Source organism: Sphingomonas sp. PP-CE-1G-424, from assembly GCF_004341085.1.
Lineage (GTDB): Bacteria > Pseudomonadota > Alphaproteobacteria > Sphingomonadales > Sphingomonadaceae > Sphingomonas.
Genome location: NZ_SLXW01000002.1, coordinates 847,912 through 869,025 on the forward strand (window position 1 = coordinate 847,912; position 21,114 = coordinate 869,025).

Sequence of the window (21,114 nt, forward strand, 5' to 3'; positions counted from 1 at the left end):
CCGGTTGGAATTGACGGACCGTCCTATCGGCGTAGAACACACCGCATCCTGACGATCTTTCTCCGAGGTTCTTGATGCGCAAGTCGATTGTTACCGTGATCCTGCTCGCGTCCGCGGCGTCGGCTTTCGCCCAGACGAAACCCAGCACCAACCGCCCATCGCCTGTGCTGGCGAAGGCCGCGAAAGGCCCCGTCGCCGCCAAGGATGCGAACAAGCCCCAGATCGGCGATTTCGGCTTTGATATGGCAGGCCGCGATACCAGCGTGACGCCGGGCACCGACTTCTTCGACTACGCGAACGGCGGCTGGGTGAAGACCACGCCGATCCCCGCCGATCGCTCGTCCTACGGGATGTTCCACGTCCTCCAGGACCTGTCGCTCGCTCGTACCCGTACGATCCTCGATGCCGCAGCGACCAAGCCCGGCGACAAGGTCGGCGATTTCTACTCGAGCTTCATGGACGAGGCCGCGGTCAACGCGAAGGGCGCGGGCCCGGTCAAGCCGATGCTCGCCGCGCTTAAGGCGTCCAAGGACAAGACCGCGCTCGTCACCGAGATCGCCAGGCTCCAGCGTCAGGGCGTCGGTGGCCTCGTCGGCGTAGGCGTGTCGCAGGACGACAAGGACCCGACCACCTATGTCGTCCAGTTCGGGCAGAGCGGCCTCGGCCTCCCCGACCGCGACTATTACCTGAAGGACGACGCCAAGCTCGCGACCGTCCGCACCGCGTACCAAGCGTATCTGGCGCGGATGCTGACGCTAGCCGGCGAGCCAAACGCCGCCGCCCGCGCCGCCGCCGTCTTCAACATGGAAAAGGGCCTCGCGACGGCGCACTGGACTCGGATCGAGAGCCGCGACGCCGACAAGACCTACAACAAATGGACCGCCGCCGACTTCGCCGCGAAAGCGCCGGGCTTCCCCTGGGCGCAGTACATGACCGCAATGGGCGTCACCGGCCGTCCGTTCTACCTCGTCGCACAGCCCAGCGCAGTGACCGGCGAGGCCAAGGTCTTTGCCGACACGCCGGTCAACGTCCTCCAGGACTATGCGATGCTCAAGGTGCTGCGCGCCTACGCGCCGTATCTGTCGAGCGATTTCGACAAGACCAACTTCGCGTTCTACGGCACCACGCTGTCCGGCACGCCCGAGCAGCAGGTCCGCTGGAAGCGCGGTGTCACGACCGTGTCGGGCGCGATGGGCGAGGCGATCGGCCAGCAGTACGTGGCCAAGTATTTCCCGCCCGCGTCGAAAGCTGCGGCGGATGATCTCGTCAAGAACGTCATCGCAGCGATGGGCGAGCGTCTCAAGAACCTCGAATGGATGGCGCCCGAAACCAAGACCAAGGCGCTCGCCAAGCTCGCCGCGTTCACCCCGAAAATCGGCTATCCGGACAAGTGGCGCGATTACTCCGCGCTCCAGATCCAGCGGGGCGATCTCGTCGGTAACGTCGCGCGCGCCAACGCGTTCGAATACGACCGCGACCTCAGGAAGCTGGGCCAGCCGATCGATCGCGGCGAGTGGTTCATGACGCCGATGACGATCAACGCCTACGCCAACCCGACGATGAACGAGGTCGTTTTCCCGGCTGCGATCCTCCAGCCGCCGTTCTTCGATCCGAAGGCGGACCCGGCGGTCAATTACGGCGGCATCGGCGCGGTAATCGGCCACGAGATCAGCCATCATTTCGACGACCAGGGCCGCAAATACGACCTCAACGGCAAGCTCACCGACTGGTGGACGCCGCAGGACGTCGCCCGCTTCAAGGTGTTCACCGATGCGCTCGTGAAGCAGTACGACGCGTACGAACCGCTCCCTGGCCAGCACATCCAGGGCGGCCTGACGCTCGGCGAGAACATCGCCGATCTCGCCGGCCTCACGGTCGCCTACGACGCGTACCACAAGTCGCTCGGCGGCAAGCAGGCGCCGATCATCGACGGCACGACCGGCGACCAGCGCTTCTATTATGGCTGGGCGGGCGTCTGGCGCACCAAGTTCCGCGACGCAGCGCTCCAGCAGACGTTGCTGTCCGACCCGCATTCGCCGGGTCACCAGCGCGTCCTGACGGTCCGCAACCTCGATCCCTGGTACGCGGCATTTGGCGCCAAGCCGGGTGAGAAGAGCTACCTCGCCCCCGCCAACCGCGTCCGCATCTGGTAACTGACCCCGTTCCATAGAGCCCCGTCATCCTGGGCTCGACTCAGGATCCAGAGCCACGCAGATAACGCGGTTGGCTCTGGATCCTGACTTTCGTCAGGATGACGAAGTCTGGAGAGAAACATGAAGTCGTTCATCGTCGCCGGCCTGCTCGCCGCAACCGCCATCACCGGTGTCACCGCCGCCATCTCGCAAACGGCTGAGCCGACCCCGCCCGCACCCGCCTCGACCGGCGCGCAATACGGGACCTTCGGCTTCGACGAGAAGGGCATGGACAAGACCGTCCAGCCCGGCGACGATTTCTACAGCTACGCCAACGGCACCTGGGCGAAGACCACGCCGATCCCGGCCGACAAGGCGGCGTATGGCGCGTTCAATTTCCTGTCCGACCTGTCCGAGAGCCGAACCCGCGGCATCCTCGACACCGCCGCGAAGGACCCGAAGTCGAAGATCGGCCGCGCCTACGCGACCTATCTCGACACCGGCACGATCGAGGCCAAGGGCCTCGCGCCGATCCGTCCGTGGCTGAAGACAATCGCCGCGCTGAACGACCGCGCGGGCTATCCGGCCCTCCTCGCCGAGGCGGACCGCGCCGGGATCGGCGGCCCGTTCGGCGGCGGCGTCGGCCAGGACGACAAGTCGCCTGAGCAATACGCGCTCTCGCTCGGCCAGTCCGGCCTCGGCCTCCCCGATCGTGATTACTACCTCAGCACCGACGCCAAGCTGGTCGAGGCCCGCAACGCGTACCGCGCGCACATCGTCAAGATGCTCACCCTCGCCGGCGAACCCAATGCCGAGGCGCGCGCCACCGCGTTGCTCGCGTTCGAGACCGAGATCGCCAAGGTCAGCTGGACCCGCGTCGACAGCCGCGACGCCACCAAGACCTACAACAAGATGACCGTCGCCGATCTCGCCAAGCGCGCACCCGGCTTCGATTTCGCCGCGTATTTCAAGGGCATCGGCACGCCCGTCCCAACCGTCATCGTCGCGCAGCCATCGGCGATCACCGGCATCGCCAAGCTCGTCGCGACTGCACCGATCGGCGTGCTCAAGGACCAGCTGATCCTCCGCTCGCTCGACGGTTACGCGGACGTCCTGCCCAAGGCGTTCGACGCGGAGCAGTTCGCGTTCTTCGGCACCGTCCTCGGCGGCACGCCCGAGCAGGAAGCGCGCTGGAAGCGTGGCGTCCAGTTCACCTCCGGCGCGCTCGATGACGAGGTCAGCAAGCTCTACGTCGCACAGTATTTCCCGCCCGAGACCAAGGCCGCAGCCGACAAGCTCGTCAAGAACGTGCTCGCCGCGATGGGCCGCCGGATCGACAAGCTCGAATGGATGGCGCCCGAGACCAAGGTCAAGGCGCACGCCAAGCTCGCCGCGTTCACGCCGAAGATCGGCTATCCGAGCCAGTGGAAGGATTTTTCCGGGCTGACGGTCACGAGCGGCGACGCGTTCGGCAACGAATGGCGGTCGAACGAATGGCAGCACCAGGACAACATCGCCAAGCTCGGCAAGCCGCTCCAGCGCTGGGAATGGGGCATGACGCCGATGGAGGTGAACGCCTATGCCAATTTCGGCATGGTCGAGATCGTCTTCCCCGCGGCGATCCTGCAACCGCCGTTCTTCGATCCGAAGGCTGACGACGCGGTCAATTACGGCGGCATCGGCGCGGTGATCGGCCACGAGCTGAGCCATCATTTCGACGATCAGGGCTCGAAGTATGACGCCAAGGGCCAACTCACCGACTGGTGGACGCCGCAGGACGTCTCGCGCTTCAAGGCGCTGACGGGCAAGCTCGGCGCGCAGTACGACGCGTACGAACCGCTCCCCGGCATGCACGTGAAGGGTCAACTCACGATGGGCGAGAATATCGCCGATCTTGCCGGCCTGACGGTGGCATATGATGCGTACCACACCGCGCTCGGCGGCAAGACGGCGCCGGTGCTCGACGGGTTTACTGGCGATCAGCGCTTCTATCTCGGCTGGGCGCAGGTCTGGCGTCGCAACTACCGTGAGGCGAACCTTCGCAACCGCTTGCTGACCGATCCTCACTCGCCGTCGCAGCAGCGCGCATGGGTCGTGCGCAACCTCGACCCCTGGTACGCGGCATACAAGCCGACGCCGGGCCAGAAGCTGTACCTGACGCCGGAACAGCGCGTTCGGATCTGGTAAGGGTTTCCCTTGGAATAGCGGGGGGAGCGTAAACTGGGCGTGTCTTTCGGAGGAAAGCGCTCAAGTCAGCCTAACCCCCAACGGTCTCCCCTCCCTGAAAGGGAGGGGCAGGGGGTGGGTAGGCCGCTGGGAAACGCACGACGTCCGCCAACGGGCCGACCCACCCCCAACCCCTCCCTTCCAGGGAGGGGAGCAGGATCAACCTTACCCTAGGCACAACAACCACCCCGGCGAAGGCCGGGGTCCAGTTGGGGGACGTTGCTGACGACGGTCCGCGCATCGTTATTACCACCTCTCCAACTGGGCCCCGGCCTCCGCCGGGGTGGCGATTTCTTGTGGGGAACGTCGCCTGTGATACGAGTAACCACGGCAATACCCCCGCAACCCGCTTGACGCCCAGCCCCGCTTGAGCGGATGACCCACCCGATGGCATCGTTCGCTTTACCCACTCCCGCCCGCAACGCCGCGCTCGTCGCCATCGCGTCCGGCATCGCCGCCGCGGCGATCGTTCTCCTGCTTGTCGGCAGCTGGATCGCCGCCGCGGGGTTCTTCGCCGCGGCCGTCATCGTCATCGGTGCACTGATAGCGTGGCGTCTGCTGAACCCGGTCGCGAAGGACGCGTCGCGCCCGGTCGACTGGGACCTCACCCGCACCGTCGCCGAAGCCGGCACCGACGCGATCGCGATCACCGACCGCGCCGGCCGACTGGTCTGCGCCAACGACGCATACGATGCGCTGTTCGCAGGCTTTCCGACACCCCCGGGATTGCCGCTCGACGATGTCGGCACGGCGGCGCTTGCTGATGCCGGCCGAACCGCCTGGCGCGATGGGATTGCGCGGGTCGAGCGCCTCAACGCCCGCGGAGTCTGCCTGTCCGCGCACATCGCACGCGCCGGGGATGAAGCGGACATGCTCGTCTGGCGATTCGTCACTGCGCAGGATCACGATCTCGCCGAGACGCTGGCGGCGTTGCTGCCCGGCCCGACCGGCGACCGGCTCGGCGGCAGTGGCATCATGGCGGCGCTGCTCTCCACCGACGGCCGCGTGCGGACCGCCAACCGCGTGCTGCGCGCGCGGGCCAGCGGCAACGATCACGAATCGATCGACGGACGCGATTTCGCGAGCTTTCTCATCACCGACAGCCGCGGCTTCGTCCGCTTCGAACGCGAGGGTCTTGAAGGCACGCCGCTTCGCGTCCTCCAGGTGCCGTTTCTCGAGGGCGACGATGCGCCGGTTCTCGTAGCGCTGCTGGACGACGAGGAGGCCGCTCCGCCGGTCGGTGCGAGTGCGTCGGCGCACGTCCGCAGCCTCGTCAGCCTGATGCCGTTCGGGATGGCGTTGGTCGACCGTGACGGCCGGTTTCTTCAGATGAACACGTCGTTCCTGCGCGCGGCCGGCGTCAATCCGGTCGCCCCGCCGCTGTATCCGGGCGATCTGGTCGTCCGCGAGGACAAGGCCGCGGTCGCCGACGCGATCCGCAAGTTTGCGAACGGCGCGACGCACTCCGCCGACATGGCGGTCCGCCTCAAGGATCACCCCGACGAGCCGGTCGCGCTGACCATCGCCGGCGCGCGCGGGCTCGGGGACGCGGCCGTGCTGCTCAGCCTCAAGGACAATAGCGAGGAGAGCCGCCTCAAGCGCGAGGTCGCGCAGGCCACCAAGATGCAGGCGGTCGGCCAGCTCGCGGGCGGCGTCGCGCATGATTTCAACAATATCCTGACCGCGATCATCGGCCACTGCGACCTGATGCTGATGCGCCATTCGCCCGGCGACAGCGATTACGACGACATCCAGCAGGTTCGCACCAACTCGAACCGCGCCGCCAGCCTGACGCGCCAGCTGCTCGCCTTCTCGCGCCAGCAAACGCTGAGGCCGCAGATCCTGCAACTCCCCGATGTCGTTTCCGAAGTCTCGAACCTGCTCAAGCGGCTCATGGGCGAGAACGTCCGCCTCGATATGACGCATGGCCGCAACCTCGGCCCGGTGCGCGCGGATCCCGGCCAGCTCGAGCAGGTCGTCGTCAACCTCGCGGTCAATGCGCGCGACGCGATCGTCTCGGCGAACGCACGCGGTGGCGGCGTGCTGACCATAACCACCCGCGCGGTGTATGCGTCCGAAGTCCGCGCGATGGCCTCCGATATCCTGCCCGTCGCCGACTACACCGCGCTGATCGTCCAGGACACCGGCACTGGCATCCCGCCCGACGTGCTGCCCAAGATCTTCGAACCGTTCTTCACGACCAAGGAATTCGGCAAGGGCACCGGCCTCGGCCTTTCCACCGTCTACGGGATCGTCAAGCAATCGGGCGGCTATATCTTCGCCGACAGCAAGCTGGGGCAGGGCGCCACCTTCACGATGTATCTGCCGGTCCATTCGGCCCCCGCCGCGACGCGGCCCGCGATCGTGAAGCCGGCGCCGAAGCCCGTCGATCTCTGGGGCACCGGCACGATCCTGCTGGTCGAGGACGAGGACATGGTCCGGGCGGTCGCCGAGCGCGCGCTCTCGCGGCAGGGCTATACGGTACTGACCGCGGAGAACGGCGAGGTCGCGCTCGAAGTGCTGGAGAAGCATGGCCGCCCCGATCTGCTCATCAGCGATGTCGTCATGCCGCAGATGGACGGCCCGACGATGGTCCGGCACGTGCGCGAGAAATATCCCGACCTGCCGATCCTGTTCATGTCGGGTTATGCGGAGGAGCAGCTGCGCAAGTCGATCGATCTGGACAACGTCTCGTTCCTACCAAAACCCTTCTCGGTGCAGGAACTCGCCGAAGCGGCGCGGGACGTGCTCGCCACGCGGTGAAACGAAACCGGAATGAATTGAACAAGATGTTGGCAAGTCGTAACAATCCCGACTATGCGCATGGCATGACCGCTTCCCAGCAGATCCTCCCGCAGCAGATTCTGATCGTCGAGGACGAACCGTTGATCGCCATGATGCTCGAGGATTTCCTCGAGGTGCTGGACAAGGGAGTCGCAGGCTCGGTCGATACCGTCGCCGACGCGCTCAAGCGGATCGAAGAGGGCGGCGTCGATGGCGCCATCCTCGACGTCAACCTCCGCGGCGGCGAAAAGAGCACCGCGGTCGCCGAGGCCCTGGCCGCGCGCGGCGTCCCGTTCGTCTTCGCCACCGGCGGCGGTGACGACGGCGTGGCCCCAGAATTCCGCGACCGCCCCCGCTTGCAAAAGCCCTTCACGATGGACGGCGTAGCCAAGGCCCTTGAAGGCCTCTGACTCCTTCTCCTCCTTGAAAAGGGGAGGCCGGGGGGCGCTTGGTGAGAGCAACCTCCATCTAGACCGTCATCCCGGACGAGGGTCAGGACCGAGAGCCAAGTGGCGCATCGTCAGTAACCTTGGATTCTGACCTCGTCGGAATGACTCCCGTTGGCGACTCGATGCCACCGTATTGCACAAACACTGTCCCAGCCTCACGCGGCGTTCCTATGTATTTGCTACATCAGACCTGATGCGACTTTCGCGAGCCCGGACGGTAACGCTGTCGTGCACGCTGGTAGCACTGGTCGCAGGGTATGGTTTCGGCGGCAGCAGCGTCGCGATAGCCGTCGTGATACTCGCGCTCCCCCCGGTCGCTTGGGCGTTCGACAACGACAGCGGCACGTTTCTGATCCTCGCACCGCTCTTCGTCGTGGTGATCGGGGTCATGGTCCTGCTGATCGCGCTGATGGCGCTCGTCCACTAAATTGCCCGTTCGGCCTCGCAACTCTCTTGCGTAAATACCCTCTCCCGCGACATAGGCGTTCGCCATGACCCGCACATTCGATAAATCGCGCCTGCCGAGCCGTCACGTCTCCCTCGGCCCAGAGCGCGCCCCGCACCGCAGCTATTACTACGCGATGGGCCTCGACGAGGAGCAGATTGCCCGCCCGTTCGTCGCGCTCGCTTCGGCCGGCAACAACTCCGCGCCCTGCAACACCACGCTCGATGCGCAGGCCGATGCCGCGCAGGCCGGTGTCATCCAGGGCGGCGGCATGCCGCGCCGCTTCAACACGATCACCGTCACCGACGGCATTGCGATGGGCCATCAGGGCATGAAGGCCAGCCTCGTGAGCCGCGAAGTCATTGCCGACTCGGTCGAGCTCTCCGTACGCGGCCATTGCTACGACGCGCTGGTCGGGTTCGCCGGTTGCGACAAGTCGCTTCCGGGCATGATGATGGCGATGCTACGCCTCAATATCCCCTCCGTCTTCGTCTATGGCGGCTCGATCCTGCCCGGCCGCTATCAGGACCGCGACGTCACCGTCGTCGACGTGTTCGAGATCGTCGGCAAATACGCCGCCGGTGCGTGCCCGCTCTCCGAAGTCCACGCGATCGAAAAGGTCGCGTGCCCCGGCCACGGTGCGTGCGGCGGCCAGTACACCGCCAACACGATGGCCTGCGTTGCGGAAGCGATCGGTTTGTCGATCCCGAACAGCAACATGGTGCCCGCACCTTACACCACGCGCGAACAGATCGCCGTGGCGGCCGGTGCGCAGGTTATGGACTGTCTCGCCGACAATATCCGGCCCCGCGACATCTGCACGCGCGAGGCGTTCATCAACGCCGCCCGCGTCGTCGCCGCGACCGGTGGCTCGACCAACGCCGCGCTGCATCTCCCCGCAATGGCGTCCGAAGCCGGCATCGAATTCGACCTGTTCGACGTCGCCGAGATCTTCAAGACAACGCCGTACATCGCGGACCTCAAACCCGGTGGCAAGTATGTGGCGAAAGACATGTATGAAGCCGGCGGCGTCTACATGCTGATGAAGACGATGCTCGCTGGCGGGTTCCTCGACGGGAATTGCCTGACGGTGACGGGCAAGTCGCTCGGCGAGAACATCGACCAGGTGACGTGGAACCCCGACCAGAAGGTCATCTACGACATCAAGACTCCGCTGACCCCGACCGGCGGCGTCGTGGGCTTACGCGGCAGCCTCGCCCCCGACGGCGCGATCGTGAAGGTCGCCGGCATGCACCGCCTTCAGTTCTCGGGCCCGGCGCGCGTATTCGATTGCGAGGAAGACACCTTTGCCGCGGTCGAGAAGCGCGAGATCAACGAAGGCGAAGTCATCGTCATCCGCTACGAAGGCCCCAAGGGCGGCCCCGGCATGCGCGAGATGCTGTCGACCACCGCCGCGCTCTACGGCCTCGGCATGGGCGAGAGCGTGGCGCTGATCACTGACGGCCGCTTCTCGGGCGGCACGCGTGGCTTCTGCATCGGCCATGTCGGTCCCGAAGCCGCGGACGGCGGCCCGATCGCGCTGGTCGAGAACGGCGACATCATCCACATCGACGCCGAGGCTGGCACGATCGACCTCGACGTTCCCGAGGACGTGATGGCGGAGCGCAGCGCCGCGTGGGTGCCGCGCACGAACGATTACGGCTCGGGCGCACTCTGGCGCTATGCGAAGACCGTCGGCCCCGCCTACAAGGGTGCCGTCACGCACCCTGGAGCGGCAGCCGAAACCCATGTCTACGCGGATATCTAAGCAAATACTGGCGGTTGCCGCGCTTCTCTCGCTCCCGCTCTCAGCGTGCGGGCGGGGGCAGCCGAGCAGCGAACAGGTCGCGGCAAAGCAGCGCACCGAAACCGCTGGGGACAGCCGTATCGCCTGCGCGCAGGGTGACGCCGCGTTCGCGTCGACCTGCACGATCGAGCAGGCGCAAGGCAAGGATGGCCTGATCCTGACGATCCGCCACCCCGACGGAGCCTTCCGCCGGTTGCTGGTAACGCAGGACGGCCGCGGCGTGATAGCCGCGGACGGCGCCGAGGTCGCGAAGGTCACGATCACGGGCACGGACGGCATCGAGGTCGCGCTCGGCGGCAACCGCTATCGCCTCCCGGCTACCGTCAAGGGTACGACGAACCCCTCATGATCCGAATCGAAGGCCAGCCGGTCCTTACCGCCGCCGAAATGCGCGCGGCGGAAGACGCGGTTATCGCTACCGGCGTCTCGGTTGAAACGCTGATGGAGCGCGCCGGCATGGCGATCGCTGAGGCAGTCCGCCGGCTCGCGGGTACGAACGAAGTCCTGATCCTCTGCGGCCCCGGCAACAACGGCGGCGACGGCTATGTCGCAGCCCGCGTGCTGGCCGAAATGGGCATTGCGGTGAGGGTCGCGGCGCTGTCGGAGCCCAAGACCGACGCGGCGAAGTCGGCGAGGGCAGGGTGGCCAGGCCCGGTCGAAACGCTGGCGGAGGCAAAACCCGCGCCCATCCTGGTCGACGCGCTGTTCGGCACGGGCCTCACGCGCCCGCTCGACGCCAGTACACCACCGACCCCCAACCGTTCCCCCGCGGACGCGGGGGCCCAGCTAAATCCCGAGGGCTCACCTAGCGGCCTATCCTGGGCCCCCGCGTCCGCGGGGGAACGGTCTGTGGTCGAGTGTCTCCATTCCCTCGCGAACGCCGCGGAGCTAAGCATCGCGGTCGACCTGCCCAGTGGCCTAGCCACCGACTCAGGGGAGGCGCTGAGCACGCCCCCCGTCTTCGACCTCACCTTCGCGCTCGGTGCGGTGAAACCAGCACACCTCCTTCAACCCGCCGCGCGCTACTGCGGCCAGATCCGCCTCCTCGACATCGGCGTTCCTACCGTCAGCCACGCCGAAGTCCTCAAGGCCCCAATCCTTCCAACCCCCGGCCCGGACTCGCACAAATACACCCGAGGCATGATCGCGATCATCGCCGGCACCATGTCCGGCGCTTCCGATCTTGCAGCCCTAGCTGCAATGCGCGTCGGCGCCGGCTACGTAACCCTGCTCGGCGACAGCCAAGGCCCCCCGCACGCGCTCGTCCGCACGTGGTTCTCGGACCACGCGCTCGCCAACGACCGGATCGGTGCGCTCGTCATCGGTCCCGGCCTCGGGCGCGACGATGTCGCCAAGGCGCGTCTCGAAGCCGCGCTGACCTCAGGTCATCCCCTCATCATCGACGGGGACGCGCTCCGCCTGCTCGACCTCGACCGGATCAAAGCGCTGCAAGTCCCCGTGATCCTCACCCCGCATTCAGGCGAATTCGACGCGCTTTTCGGCAAGTCCGACGCGGACAAGATCACCCGAGCCCGCGACGCCGCTACCCGCGCCAACGCGATCGTCGTCTTCAAAGGCGCCGACACCGTCATCGCCGCCCCCGACGGCCGCGTCCGCATCGCACAAGACGCCAGCGACTGGCTGTCCACCGCCGGCACCGGCGACGTGCTAGCCGGCGCGATCGGCGCAATGCTCGCCGCCAGGCTCGATCCGCTCGACGCAGCCTGCGCCGGAGTGTGGCTCCACGGTGACGCTGCCCGCCGATTGGGCGCGGCTTTCATCGCCGACGACTTGGCGGAAGCGCTCCGGTCGGCCAGAGCGGCCCCATGACCACTGACTCGACCTCTGAAACGAATATCGACACGATCATCCGCGTCGCGGCGCGCGGCGACGGCATGACCGCCGACGGCCGCCACGCCGCCTTCTCGGCGCCCGGCGACACGCTCGCCGCCGACGGCACCGTGATCCCCGGCCCGCACCACCAGACGCCCCCCTGCGTGCATTTCCCGACCTGCGGCGGCTGCCAACTCCAGCATCTCGACGACCAGGCCTATGCCGAGTTCGTCACCGACCGCATCGCCTCCGCGCTCGACGGTCAGGACCTGTCCGCGCCGATCCGCACCCCGCACATCTCCCCCGAACGCAGCCGCCGCCGCGCGACGCTCCACGCCGAGGCCAAGGGCGGCAAGATCACGCTCGGCTTTACCGCCGAGAAGGCGCACACGATCGTTGACATCAAGGAATGCTGGATCCTCGATCCGCGCCTGTTCGCGCTCGTCCAGCCCTTGCGCCAACTGCTCAAGCGCCTCAACTTCCGCCGCCGCGCGGATATCCACCTGACGCTCGCCGACCAGGGCGCGGACATCCTGATCACCGGCTTCGCCCCCGAAGGCCTCCCCGCCGCCGAAGCGCTCACCAAATTCTGCGAAGACCACAAGATCGCCCGCGTGGCGTTCGACGACGGTCTCGGCCCCGAGACGCGCTGGGAGCCCGACGCGGTCACGATCACGCTCGGCGGCGTCCCCGTGCCGCTCCCGCCCGCGTCGTTCCTCCAGGCCACGCCCGACGGCGAGGCCGCACTCACCGCCGCCGTCCTCGAAGCGATCGGCAAGCCCGGCACTGTGGCCGACCTGTTCGCCGGCCTCGGCACCTTCACACTAGCAATCCCGGCGAAGGTCTATGCGGCAGAAGGCGCGCGCGACGCACTCGGCTCGCTCAAGGCCGCCGCACACCGCACCCAGCGGCCCGTCTATCCGGAGCACCGTGACCTCTACCGCCGACCGCTGACGGTGGCCGAACTCGATCGCTTCGATGCGGTGGTGATCGATCCGCCCCGCTCCGGCGCGCGCGAGCAGGCGACCGCGCTGGCGGAGTGCAAGACGCCGGTGATCGCTTACGTCTCATGCAATCCGGCGAGCTTCGCGCGCGACGCGAAAGAGCTGTGCGACGCGGGTTGGCGGATCGACTGGGTCCAGCCGGTCGGCCAGTTCCGCTGGTCGACGCATGTCGAGCTAGCCGCCAAGTTCATCCGCTAAGCCCTTGTTCCCCCGCGAAGGCGGGGGCCCAGTCTGGCCCCCCGCCTTCGCGGGGGAACAAGCTTGTCAGGGGTAGACGGCCGTAACGAAGAACAACCCATCGGGCGGTGCATTCAGCCCCAGCATCGCCCGGTCCTTCGCCGCGAGCGCAGCCGCAACATCGCCAACCGCCCAGCGCCCCATACCAACCAGCGCCAGACACCCGACCATCGACCGCACCTGATGGTGCAGGAACGACCGCGCCGCCGCATAGACGAACAACCGCTCCCCTTCGCGCACCACCTCAAGCCGGTCCAAAGTCCGCACCGGACTATCCGCCTGGCAATGCGCCGACCGAAACGTCGTGAAGTCATGCCGCCCGACCAGCGCCCCCGCAGCCTCCGCCATCGCGTCCGCCTCCAGCAACTGAGGCACCTGCCAAGCCAGCCCCGCCTCGAACGTCAGCGGCGATCGCCGATTGACGATCCGGTACTCGTACGACCGCCCGACACACGAAAACCGCGCATGCCAATCGTCGTCGACCACCTCACACGCCAGTACCGACACCGGCGCGGGCTTCACCAGCGCGTTCAACCCCTCCATCAACCGAAACGCCGCGAGCGGCTTCGCGATGTCGACATGCGCGCGCATCGCCATCCCGTGGACCCCCGCATCGGTCCGCCCCGCCGCCTGCACCGACGCGGTCTCGCCGGTCATCTTCAGCACCGCGGCCTCCAGCGCCGCCTGCACGCTCGGCCCATGCTTCTGCCGCTGCCAGCCCATGAACGGCCGCCCGTCGAACTCCACCGTCAACGCGAACCGCGTCAAAGCTGCGTCCCCGACCGGATCGGAAACCCGCGCAGCATTTCCTCCGCAGACGTCACGCCGCGCCCAGCGCGCTGCACCAGGGTGGGCCGGATCGCCCCGTCGCCGCACCCGATCGTCAGCTCGGCATTGACCGTCAGCCCCTCGCAGCCAAGGAACGAGAACGGCAACACGTCCGCCGCCAGCACCTTCACCCGCTCGCCGGCAACCTCGAACCACGCCCCCGGCGCCGGATTCATCGCCCGCACCAGCCGCTCGACCTCGACCGCCGACCGCTCGAAATCGATCCGCGCCTCCGCCTTGTCGATCTTGGCGGCATAGGTGACGCCCTCCTCGGGCTGGGGCCGGGCAGGGTAGGCGTCGAGATCGCCCAGCACCTCGACCATCAACCGCGCCCCCATCGCCGACAGCTCGGACGTCAGGTCCCCCGCGGTCTTGCCGACGATCGGCGTCCGACCCTCGAGCCTTACCGCCCCGGTATCCAGACCCGCCTCCATCTGCATGATCCCGACGCCCGTCTCGGCATCGCCCGCGAGGATAGCGCGCTGCACCGGCGCCGCCCCGCGCCACCGCGGCAACAGCGATCCATGCACGTTGAGGCACCCAAACCGTGGCGCCTCCAGCACCGCGCGCGGCAGAATAAGACCATACGCCGCGACCACCGCAACATCCGCGCCTAAAGCCGCAAACGCCTCGCGAGCCTCCAGCCCCTCCGGCAACGACGCCTTGAACGACACCGGAGTCCGCACCTCGATGCCCAGCGCCTCCGCCCGAACCTGCACCGGCGACGGCACCAGTTCGCGCCCACGCCGCCCGCCCGGTCGCGCCGGCTGGCAATACGCCGCCACCACGTCATGCCCCGCCGCGACGAGGGCCTCCAGCACCGGCACTGCGAAGTCCGGCGTTCCCATGAAGATGATCCGCATGCCCCTCTCGAACACGCTGGCGGGGAGCCGCGCAACCCCCTATCTGTTCCCTATGGCTTCCCCCGAGATCGAGGCGCTGACGCAGGCGCTGGCCCGGCTCCCCGGCCTCGGCCCCCGGTCCGCACGTCGCGCCGTGCTGCATCTGCTCAAGAAGCGCGACGCGGCGCTGGGTCCCTTGCGCGAGGCGCTGACCGCGGTCGACGAGCGGCTGGAGAACTGCTCGACCTGCGGCAACGTCGACACCACCAACCCGTGTGCGATCTGCGCCGACCCGCGCCGCGACCAGCGTTCGCTGTGCGTCGTCGAGGAAGTCGCCGACCTCTGGGCGCTAGATCGCTCCCGCCTGTTCCCCGGCCGCTTCCACGTCCTCGGTGGGCGCCTGTCGGCACTCGAAGGCATCCGCCCCGAGGATCTCAGCATAGACAGCCTCGTCCGCCGCATCGAAGCCGGCGGCATCGACGAAGTCGTCCTCGCGATGAACGCCACGCTCGAAGGCCAGACCACCGCGCACTACATCGCCGAGCGCATCGAACGCTTCCCCGTCCGCGTCACCCAACTCGCGCACGGCCTGCCGGTCGGCGGCGAACTCGACTATCTCGACGAGGGGACGTTGGCGCAGGCATTAAGGGCCAGAAGGCCAATGGCTTGACGCCCATCGGCTTGACGTGATGCCCACGCGTACCTTAGCGGACGCGCTATGACCGTCATGACCGTTCTCGAAGTCCCCGATCCCCGCCTGCGCCTCGTCGCCGAGCCGGTGGAGACGGTCGACGACTCCACCCGCACGCTCGTCGCCGACATGATCGAGACGATGTACGACTTCAACGGCATCGGCCTCGCGGCGACCCAGGTCGGCGTCCAGCTGCGCGTCCTCGTCATCGATCTCCAGGAGGAGAAGGACGAGGAGGACAAGCCGATCAAGAACCCCAAGGCGTACATCAACGCCGAAATCCTGTCGGTCAGCGACGAGGTCTCCACGTACAACGAGGGCTGCCTCTCGATCCCCGAGCAATATGCCGAAGTGGCGCGCCCGGCGCGGTGCCGCGTCAAGTGGCTCGACGAGACCGGTGCTGCGCACGAGGAGGATTTCGACGGGCTGCTCTCGACCTGCATGCAGCATGAGATCGACCACCTCGACGGGGTGTTGTTCATCGACCACATCAGCCGGCTGAAGCGGGACATGGTGCTGAAGAAGCTGGCGAAGCAGCGGAAGCTGGGCTGAGGCGCGGGGGGTGTCCGTGCTCTCTGTGTTGAGAGTGCGTCCCTGAGAGCGCGGCTTACTCACCCAACACGCAACCACCCCGGCGGAGGCCGGGGCCCAATTGGGGGACATCGCCAACTGAGCGCAGTCCCTCGTTATTGAAACCTTTCCAATTGGACCCCGGCCTCCGCCGGGGTGGTACTGTTCGGCGAGGGTGTCGGAGCGCCCCCTTTCTAGTTCCCCCGCGAAGGCGGGGGCCCAGGACCACGAGCGCCACCGCCCGTAACCCTGGGCTCTCGCCTCCGCGGAAGAACAACATATTCCGATTGTCCTACATCAACCGTTCGACGTATGTTCCACGCATGACGTCTCCATCTCCTTCCCAAACCCGCTCGGCGATGCGCACATTCTCCCCTGAGAAAATGCTGCGCCAGTGTCTGCACTTTGTGCACTTCCAGCTAAATTCGCCGGTGCAAAATGGCTGAGTTCGCCATCATCGCCGTCCTCGCGCTAGCCGCGGGCATCCTCCTGGGCTGGTTGCTAGCCTCCCGCCGAGCCGCCACTCTCGCCAGCGAACTCGCCGTCGCCCAAACCAAGGTCGCCGACGCCGACCTTATCCGCACCGCGCGCGACGCCGTCGAGCGCGAACGCAACGCCGCGATGCAGGACCTCGCTACCCTCCGCGCGCAGAACGCCGAGCGCGCCACCGACACCGACCGCCTGCGCCTCGACCTCGCAACGATCCGCACCGACCGCGACGCGGCCCGCACCGAAATCGCCACGCTGAAAGCACAAGGCGAAGCGTTCGAAGCGCGCCTGCTCGAACTTCGCGAGGCGAAGGACGTCATGGCCGCGCAGTTCGGCGACGTCGCCAACAAGCTGCTCAGCGACGCGCAGAAGACCTTCCTCGAACGCGCCGACGCCCGCTTCCGCCAGTCCGAAGAATCCGCCGGCCTCAACCTCAAGTCGATGCTACAACCCGTCAGCGATCGCCTGCAACGCTATGAAGAGGGCGTCGCCAAGGTCGAGGCCGAGCGCCGCGACGCGTTCGGCGACCTCAAGGGCCAGATCGAGCAGATGCGCCTCGGCCAGGAAAAGGTCTCGACCGAAGCTGCCAAACTCGTCAACTCGCTCCGCAACGCCCCCAAGTCCCGCGGCCGCTGGGGCGAGCAGCAGCTCAAGAACGTCCTCGAAACCTGCGGGCTCAGCGAGCACACGGATTTCCAGACGGAAGTCTCAGTCGCGGTCGGTGACGACGGGGCAAGGTTGCGCCCCGACGCGATCATCCGCGTCCCCGGCGGTCGAGCACTGGTCATCGACGCGAAGGTCTCGCTCAACGCCTACCAGGACGCCTTCGGCGCGGTCGACGACGCCGAACGCCTGATCGGACTCGCTGCTCACGCAGCCTCGATGCGCGCGCACGTCAACGGCCTCGGCAACAAGGCGTATTGGAGCCAGTTCGCCGACACCCCCGACTACGTCATCATGTTCGTTCCCGGCGAACACTTCCTCTCCGCCGCGCTCGAACACGACCCGACGCTCTGGGACTTCGCCTTCGAAAAGCGCGTGCTGCTCGCCACCCCCACGAACCTGATCGCGATCGCCCGCACCGTCGCGGCGGTCTGGCGCCAGGAAAAACTCGCCAACGAAGCACGCAAGATCGGCGAACTCGGCAAGGAGATGCACGATCGCCTCGCCAAGGTGGCGGACGACCTGCGGAAGGTCGGCGTCGGCCTCAACAGCGCGGTGAAGAACTTCAACGGCTTCACAAACTCGTTCAACGGCCGCCTGATGGTGACGGGGCGCAAGTTCCGCGACCTGAACATCGAGACCGGCGCGCGGGATCTGGAGGACGTGTCCTCGGTCGACGCACTGGCGCTAGGCGAGGGCCCCGCGCTGATCGAGAAGCCGGAGAATGTCGAAAGCTGACACCTTTAGTTTTGAACCACCCCGGCGAAGGCCGGGGCCCAATTGGAGGACGCGAATGATGGACGCTGCGATCCGTTACTCCAGCTTTCCCAATCGGGCCCCGGCCTCCGCCGGGGTGGTAAGCCAGTAAAGTTCTCGCACCGAAAACCGATCGGTACAAAATTCGTTCACCTCCCGGCAACCTTTCCAGACCTTGTGCATTAACCGGATAACACCCCCCAAGAGTCACCCGGTCATGAAACACCTAGTCCCCATCCTCTGCGCCCTCATCCCCTTCGCGGCAATGATCGGCGCCTGCGTAACCTGCCCCTGACACCCCCGCAAAAGCACAAAAGAAAAGGCCCGCCCGGATCACTCCGGGCGGGCCTTTCTGTATCGGCTAGAAGGAAGCGGAGGGATCAACCCTGCGCTTCGTCCTCCTGGTCGCGCGGTGCTTCGGCGGTCGCGCCGGGCTCTGCGTTCGGATCGTAATCCTCGACGAAGCCAGCCTCGTCGCGCTCGAACATCGACGACATCACGTCGACGCCCGAAGCCTGCATCTCGGCCTCTTCAGGCGAGCGGGCGACGTTGACCTTGACGGCCACCGACACCTCGGGGTGCAGGGATACCTTGACGGTATACACACCGATCGCCTTGATCGGCTTGTCGAGCACGATCGCCGACTTGCCGACCTTGTGACCGTCGGCCACCAGCGCATCGACCAGATCGCGAACCGCGACCGAACCGTAGAGCTGACCGGTGTTCGACGCCTGACGGATCAGGGTCACGGTCGCGTCGTTGAAGGTCTTCGCTTCGGTCTCGGCATCGCTGCGACGCGATGCGTTGTCCGATTCGATCTTCGCACGGTTCGACTCGAACACCTTGCGGTTGGCTTCGTTCGAACGAAGCGCCTTCTTGTTGGGAAGCAGGAAGTTACGCGCGTAACCGTCCTTGACCTTCACCACGTCGCCGATAGCACCAAGCTTTTCGACGCGCTCAAGCAGAATGACGTCCATGTGGGCGCTCCTTACTTAACGATGTAGGGCAGCAAGCCCAGATGACGCGCACGCTTGATGGCCTGAGCCAGTTCGCGCTGCTTCTTTGCGGCCACCGAAGTGATACGCGACGGGACGATCTTGCCACGCTCGGACACGAAGCCCTGCAGCAACCGGACGTCCTTATAGTCGATCCGGGGAGCGTCTTTGGCGGAGAACGGGCAGCTCTTGCGGCGGCGGAAGAATGGACGTGCCATGATTATTCAGCTCCCTCTTCGCGGTCACGACGGGGACCCCGGTCCGGACGATCGCCACGATCGGGACGGCCCTCACGGCCACCTTCACGGTCGCCACGACGCTCGCGGTCACGATCCTGCTTGCGCATCATCACGGTCGGGCCCTCTTCAAGGGTGTCGACCTTGACCGTCATGTAACGGATGATGTCTTCGTTGATCTGGGTCTGGCGCTCCAGCTCTGCGATCACGCTGCCCGGGGCATCGATCTCGAGCATGACATAGTGCGCCTTGCGGTTCTTGGCGATCTTGTACGCCAGCGAACGCAGGCCCCAGTTCTCGGTCTTTACGACCCGACCTTCGTTGTCGTTCACGATCTTGGTGGCGATTTCCGCCAGTGCGTCCACCTGCGCTTGTGCCAGATCCTGGCGCGCAAGGAACACGTGCTCGTAAAGAGCCATGTCTTGTCCTTCGTCTTGGCCGATCGCTGATACACGCCCCATGCGTGCACCCCTCCGGCTGTCGTCTAGAATGCAAACAGGGGCGAGAGACGCGAATCTCTCACCCCGGTTGCAGAGGGCCTTACCCGTTTATCGGGGAAAGGCAAGGTGTTCAGGTTTACCGGAACGCGCCGCCACGAACCTGCACCACGTTGCCGCGACCGTTGATTAGCAGCGCGTCGTTGCCCGAGCGGACCCACTGGCTGCCACGCGGCGGGGCGGCAAGGCGATAGTTGCGGTACGTCGTGATGACCCGGTAGTTCTGCGCCTGGCGACGATCGAAGCGCTGGCCGGCGCGCCAGTTGCGATACTGCGGCGTGCGGACGACGGTGCGCTTGGTGACGACGGTGCGGCCGTTGTCGTTGTGGCGCACGGTAGTGACTTCGCGGCGCTGCTGCGCTTCGGCCGGCGCTGCGGCGAGCAGCGGACTGGCGACGAGGGTGGCGGCAAGCGCGCTGAGGATGAACTTCTTCATGATAATCTCCCGTTTGAAACACGGCGCCGTTGCTGCGGCGTCCTCCATAATCTGGGAGCCGATTGTCGCAGGCGATTGTCGCAAGGTCGGCGAAATGGTCGCATATTGTCGCAAGGCCGCAAGGTTCGTTCAGGTTGCAACTCGACGCGCACCTTTATAGGCCCCGCGTTCAAACGAAGACCGAACACAGAGGAGAGGCCATGCGCGCGTTCATCTTCCCCGGCCAGGGGAGCCAGTCTGTCGGCATGGGCAAGGCGCTCGCCGACGCTAGTGCCACCGCCCGCGAGGTCTTCGCCGAAGTCGACGAGGCGCTCGGCCAGCACCTGTTCCGCCTGATGAGCGAAGGTCCCGCGGACGACCTGCTCCTCACCGAGAACGCGCAGCCCGCGATCATGGCGAACGCGATCGCCACCTTGCGCGTCGCCGAGAAGGAAGGCGGCATCCGCCTCGCTGACAAGGCGGACTATGTCGCTGGCCACAGCCTAGGCGAATATACCGCCTTGTGCGCTGCCGGTGCGCTCGACCTGTCGACCACCGCCCGCCTCCTGAAACTCCGCGGCCGCGCGATGCAGGCGGCGGTTCCGGTAGGCGAGGGCGCGATGGCCGCGCTGCTCGGCACCGACCTCGAAAAGGCCCAGGTGATCGCCGGCGCCGCGGTCGACGCGATCCTCGCGGAGGGCGGCCCCGAGCTGATCTGCACCGTCGCCAACGACAATGATCCGTCACAGGTCGTCATCTCCGGTCACCGCCTCGCCATCGAAAAGGCGATCGCGCTGGCGAAGGACCTCGGCGCCAAGCGTGCGGTATTGTTGCCCGTATCCGCCCCCTTCCACTGCCCCCTGATGCAACCCGCCGCCGAAGCGATGGAAGCCGCGCTCCTCGACGCCGACCTCCGCGCGCCTTTGGTCCCGGTCTTCGCCAACGTAGACGCAACCGCCGTCGCCGACCCCGGCGCAATCCGTCACCTGTTGGTCCAGCAGGTCACCGGCATGGTCCGCTGGCGCGAATCGGTGTTGGCAATGCATGCGGCGGGGGTCGACCACTTCGTCGAATTCGGCGGCAAGGTGCTCAGCCCCATGGTCAAGCGCATCACCCCCGACGCCGAAACGACGAGCGTCATCACGATGGACGACATCGAGGCGTTGATTAAGGTACTGTAGATTTTCGCGCAGAGGCGCAGAGGACGCAGAGCCC

Annotated in this window: 19 protein-coding genes; 13 read left to right on the forward strand and 6 right to left on the reverse strand. The window is 66.5% G+C overall.

Annotated features, from left to right (window positions below; genetic code table 11):
- Positions 1-74: 74 nt before the first annotated feature.
- The 9 genes from C8J43_RS09020 (at position 75) to C8J43_RS09060 (ending at position 12,878) form a co-directional block, all read left to right on the forward strand.
- Positions 75-2,153, forward strand: coding sequence for a M13-type metalloendopeptidase (locus C8J43_RS09020; protein ID WP_133030571.1), 2,079 nt, complete (start codon positions 75-77; stop codon positions 2,151-2,153).
- 120 nt (positions 2,154-2,273) lie between these two features.
- Positions 2,274-4,319: a M13 family metallopeptidase gene (locus tag C8J43_RS09025; RefSeq protein WP_133030572.1), complete on the forward strand. Its 2,046-nt coding sequence runs from the start codon at positions 2,274-2,276 to the stop codon at positions 4,317-4,319.
- Between the two features lie 426 nt (positions 4,320-4,745).
- Positions 4,746-7,121, forward strand: a complete 2,376-nt coding sequence (locus tag C8J43_RS09030) for a response regulator (RefSeq protein ID WP_133030573.1) — start codon at positions 4,746-4,748, stop codon at positions 7,119-7,121.
- 65 nt (positions 7,122-7,186) lie between these two features.
- Positions 7,187-7,552: a response regulator gene (locus C8J43_RS09035; protein WP_056052823.1), complete on the forward strand. Its 366-nt coding sequence runs from the start codon at positions 7,187-7,189 to the stop codon at positions 7,550-7,552.
- Between the two features lie 232 nt (positions 7,553-7,784).
- Positions 7,785-8,018 carry a hypothetical protein gene (locus tag C8J43_RS09040; protein ID WP_133030574.1) on the forward strand — a complete coding sequence of 78 codons (234 nt, stop codon included), beginning with the start codon at positions 7,785-7,787 and terminating at the stop codon, positions 8,016-8,018.
- Between the two features lie 64 nt (positions 8,019-8,082).
- Positions 8,083-9,804 carry a dihydroxy-acid dehydratase gene (gene ilvD, locus C8J43_RS09045; RefSeq protein WP_133030575.1) on the forward strand — a complete coding sequence of 574 codons (1,722 nt, stop codon included), beginning with the start codon at positions 8,083-8,085 and terminating at the stop codon, positions 9,802-9,804.
- Complete coding sequence (locus C8J43_RS09050) at positions 9,785-10,192, forward strand: hypothetical protein (protein ID WP_133030576.1); 408 nt, start codon at positions 9,785-9,787, stop codon at positions 10,190-10,192. The genes ilvD and C8J43_RS09050 overlap by 20 nt, the downstream gene beginning before the upstream one ends.
- On the forward strand, positions 10,189-11,673 hold the full coding sequence (locus C8J43_RS09055; protein WP_133030577.1) for an NAD(P)H-hydrate dehydratase: 1,485 nt from the start codon (positions 10,189-10,191) through the stop codon (positions 11,671-11,673). The genes C8J43_RS09050 and C8J43_RS09055 overlap by 4 nt, the downstream gene beginning before the upstream one ends.
- On the forward strand, positions 11,670-12,878 hold the full coding sequence (locus tag C8J43_RS09060; protein ID WP_133030578.1) for a class I SAM-dependent RNA methyltransferase: 1,209 nt from the start codon (positions 11,670-11,672) through the stop codon (positions 12,876-12,878). The genes C8J43_RS09055 and C8J43_RS09060 overlap by 4 nt, the downstream gene beginning before the upstream one ends.
- Before the next feature lie 66 nt (positions 12,879-12,944).
- Here C8J43_RS09060 and truA read toward each other — a convergent pair whose 3' ends face one another.
- Both truA and fmt read right to left on the reverse strand, forming a co-directional pair.
- On the reverse strand, positions 12,945-13,685 hold the full coding sequence (gene truA, locus C8J43_RS09065; protein ID WP_133030579.1) for a tRNA pseudouridine(38-40) synthase TruA: 741 nt from the start codon (positions 13,683-13,685) through the stop codon (positions 12,945-12,947).
- Entirely contained in the window at positions 13,682-14,608 is a 927-nt protein-coding gene (gene fmt / locus C8J43_RS09070) for a methionyl-tRNA formyltransferase (protein ID WP_133030580.1), read from the reverse strand. The genes truA and fmt overlap by 4 nt, the downstream gene beginning before the upstream one ends.
- A gap of 52 nt (positions 14,609-14,660) precedes the next feature.
- Here fmt and recR point away from each other — a divergent pair, with 52 nt between their 5' ends.
- The 3 genes from recR to rmuC all read left to right on the forward strand — a co-directional run bounded on the left by recR (position 14,661) and on the right by rmuC (position 17,738).
- Complete coding sequence (gene recR / locus C8J43_RS09075; protein WP_056052820.1) at positions 14,661-15,257, forward strand: recombination mediator RecR; 597 nt, start codon at positions 14,661-14,663, stop codon at positions 15,255-15,257.
- A gap of 48 nt (positions 15,258-15,305) precedes the next feature.
- Positions 15,306-15,830, forward strand: a complete 525-nt coding sequence (gene def / locus C8J43_RS09080) for a peptide deformylase (RefSeq protein WP_133030581.1) — start codon at positions 15,306-15,308, stop codon at positions 15,828-15,830.
- 456 nt (positions 15,831-16,286) lie between these two features.
- Positions 16,287-17,738, forward strand: coding sequence for a DNA recombination protein RmuC (gene rmuC, locus C8J43_RS09085; protein WP_132897672.1), 1,452 nt, complete (start codon positions 16,287-16,289; stop codon positions 17,736-17,738).
- Between the two features lie 398 nt (positions 17,739-18,136).
- On the opposite strand, the gene rplI is transcribed toward rmuC, so the two are convergent.
- The 4 genes from rplI to C8J43_RS09105 all read right to left on the reverse strand — a co-directional run bounded on the left by rplI (position 18,137) and on the right by C8J43_RS09105 (position 19,920).
- Entirely contained in the window at positions 18,137-18,733 is a 597-nt protein-coding gene (gene rplI, locus C8J43_RS09090; RefSeq protein WP_107952437.1) for a 50S ribosomal protein L9, read from the reverse strand.
- Between the two features lie 11 nt (positions 18,734-18,744).
- Complete coding sequence (gene rpsR, locus C8J43_RS09095; RefSeq protein ID WP_031393978.1) at positions 18,745-18,969, reverse strand: 30S ribosomal protein S18; 225 nt, start codon at positions 18,967-18,969, stop codon at positions 18,745-18,747.
- A gap of 2 nt (positions 18,970-18,971) precedes the next feature.
- Entirely contained in the window at positions 18,972-19,406 is a 435-nt protein-coding gene (rpsF, locus tag C8J43_RS09100) for a 30S ribosomal protein S6 (RefSeq protein WP_056050884.1), read from the reverse strand.
- A 157-nt stretch (positions 19,407-19,563) separates the two neighbouring features.
- On the reverse strand, positions 19,564-19,920 hold the full coding sequence (locus tag C8J43_RS09105) for an RcnB family protein (protein ID WP_121884759.1): 357 nt from the start codon (positions 19,918-19,920) through the stop codon (positions 19,564-19,566).
- 200 nt (positions 19,921-20,120) lie between these two features.
- On the opposite strand from C8J43_RS09105, the gene fabD reads away from it, so the two are divergent.
- Positions 20,121-21,080 carry an ACP S-malonyltransferase gene (gene fabD / locus C8J43_RS09110; RefSeq protein ID WP_133030582.1) on the forward strand — a complete coding sequence of 320 codons (960 nt, stop codon included), beginning with the start codon at positions 20,121-20,123 and terminating at the stop codon, positions 21,078-21,080.
- Positions 21,081-21,114 lie beyond the last annotated feature (34 nt).

What these genes read in the sequence shown, in the direction of transcription:
- C8J43_RS09020 (WP_133030571.1), top strand. Translation starts at nt 75, where the DNA reads ATGCGCAAGTCGATTGTTACCGTGATCCTGCTCGCGTCCGCGGCGTCG.
- C8J43_RS09025 (WP_133030572.1), top strand. Translation starts at nt 2,274, where the DNA reads ATGAAGTCGTTCATCGTCGCCGGCCTGCTCGCCGCAACCGCCATCACC.
- C8J43_RS09030 (WP_133030573.1), top strand. Translation starts at nt 4,746, where the DNA reads ATGGCATCGTTCGCTTTACCCACTCCCGCCCGCAACGCCGCGCTCGTC.
- C8J43_RS09035 (WP_056052823.1), top strand. Translation starts at nt 7,187, where the DNA reads ATGACCGCTTCCCAGCAGATCCTCCCGCAGCAGATTCTGATCGTCGAG.
- C8J43_RS09040 (WP_133030574.1), top strand. Translation starts at nt 7,785, where the DNA reads ATGCGACTTTCGCGAGCCCGGACGGTAACGCTGTCGTGCACGCTGGTA.
- ilvD (WP_133030575.1), top strand. Translation starts at nt 8,083, where the DNA reads ATGACCCGCACATTCGATAAATCGCGCCTGCCGAGCCGTCACGTCTCC.
- C8J43_RS09050 (WP_133030576.1), top strand. Translation starts at nt 9,785, where the DNA reads ATGTCTACGCGGATATCTAAGCAAATACTGGCGGTTGCCGCGCTTCTC.
- C8J43_RS09055 (WP_133030577.1), top strand. Translation starts at nt 10,189, where the DNA reads ATGATCCGAATCGAAGGCCAGCCGGTCCTTACCGCCGCCGAAATGCGC.
- C8J43_RS09060 (WP_133030578.1), top strand. Translation starts at nt 11,670, where the DNA reads ATGACCACTGACTCGACCTCTGAAACGAATATCGACACGATCATCCGC.
- fmt (WP_133030580.1), bottom strand. Translation starts at nt 14,608, where the DNA reads ATGCGGATCATCTTCATGGGAACGCCGGACTTCGCAGTGCCGGTGCTG.
- recR (WP_056052820.1), top strand. Translation starts at nt 14,661, where the DNA reads ATGGCTTCCCCCGAGATCGAGGCGCTGACGCAGGCGCTGGCCCGGCTC.
- def (WP_133030581.1), top strand. Translation starts at nt 15,306, where the DNA reads ATGACCGTCATGACCGTTCTCGAAGTCCCCGATCCCCGCCTGCGCCTC.
- rmuC (WP_132897672.1), top strand. Translation starts at nt 16,287, where the DNA reads ATGGCTGAGTTCGCCATCATCGCCGTCCTCGCGCTAGCCGCGGGCATC.
- rplI (WP_107952437.1), bottom strand. Translation starts at nt 18,733, where the DNA reads ATGGACGTCATTCTGCTTGAGCGCGTCGAAAAGCTTGGTGCTATCGGC.
- rpsR (WP_031393978.1), bottom strand. Translation starts at nt 18,969, where the DNA reads ATGGCACGTCCATTCTTCCGCCGCCGCAAGAGCTGCCCGTTCTCCGCC.
- rpsF (WP_056050884.1), bottom strand. Translation starts at nt 19,406, where the DNA reads ATGGCTCTTTACGAGCACGTGTTCCTTGCGCGCCAGGATCTGGCACAA.
- C8J43_RS09105 (WP_121884759.1), bottom strand. Translation starts at nt 19,920, where the DNA reads ATGAAGAAGTTCATCCTCAGCGCGCTTGCCGCCACCCTCGTCGCCAGT.
- fabD (WP_133030582.1), top strand. Translation starts at nt 20,121, where the DNA reads ATGCGCGCGTTCATCTTCCCCGGCCAGGGGAGCCAGTCTGTCGGCATG.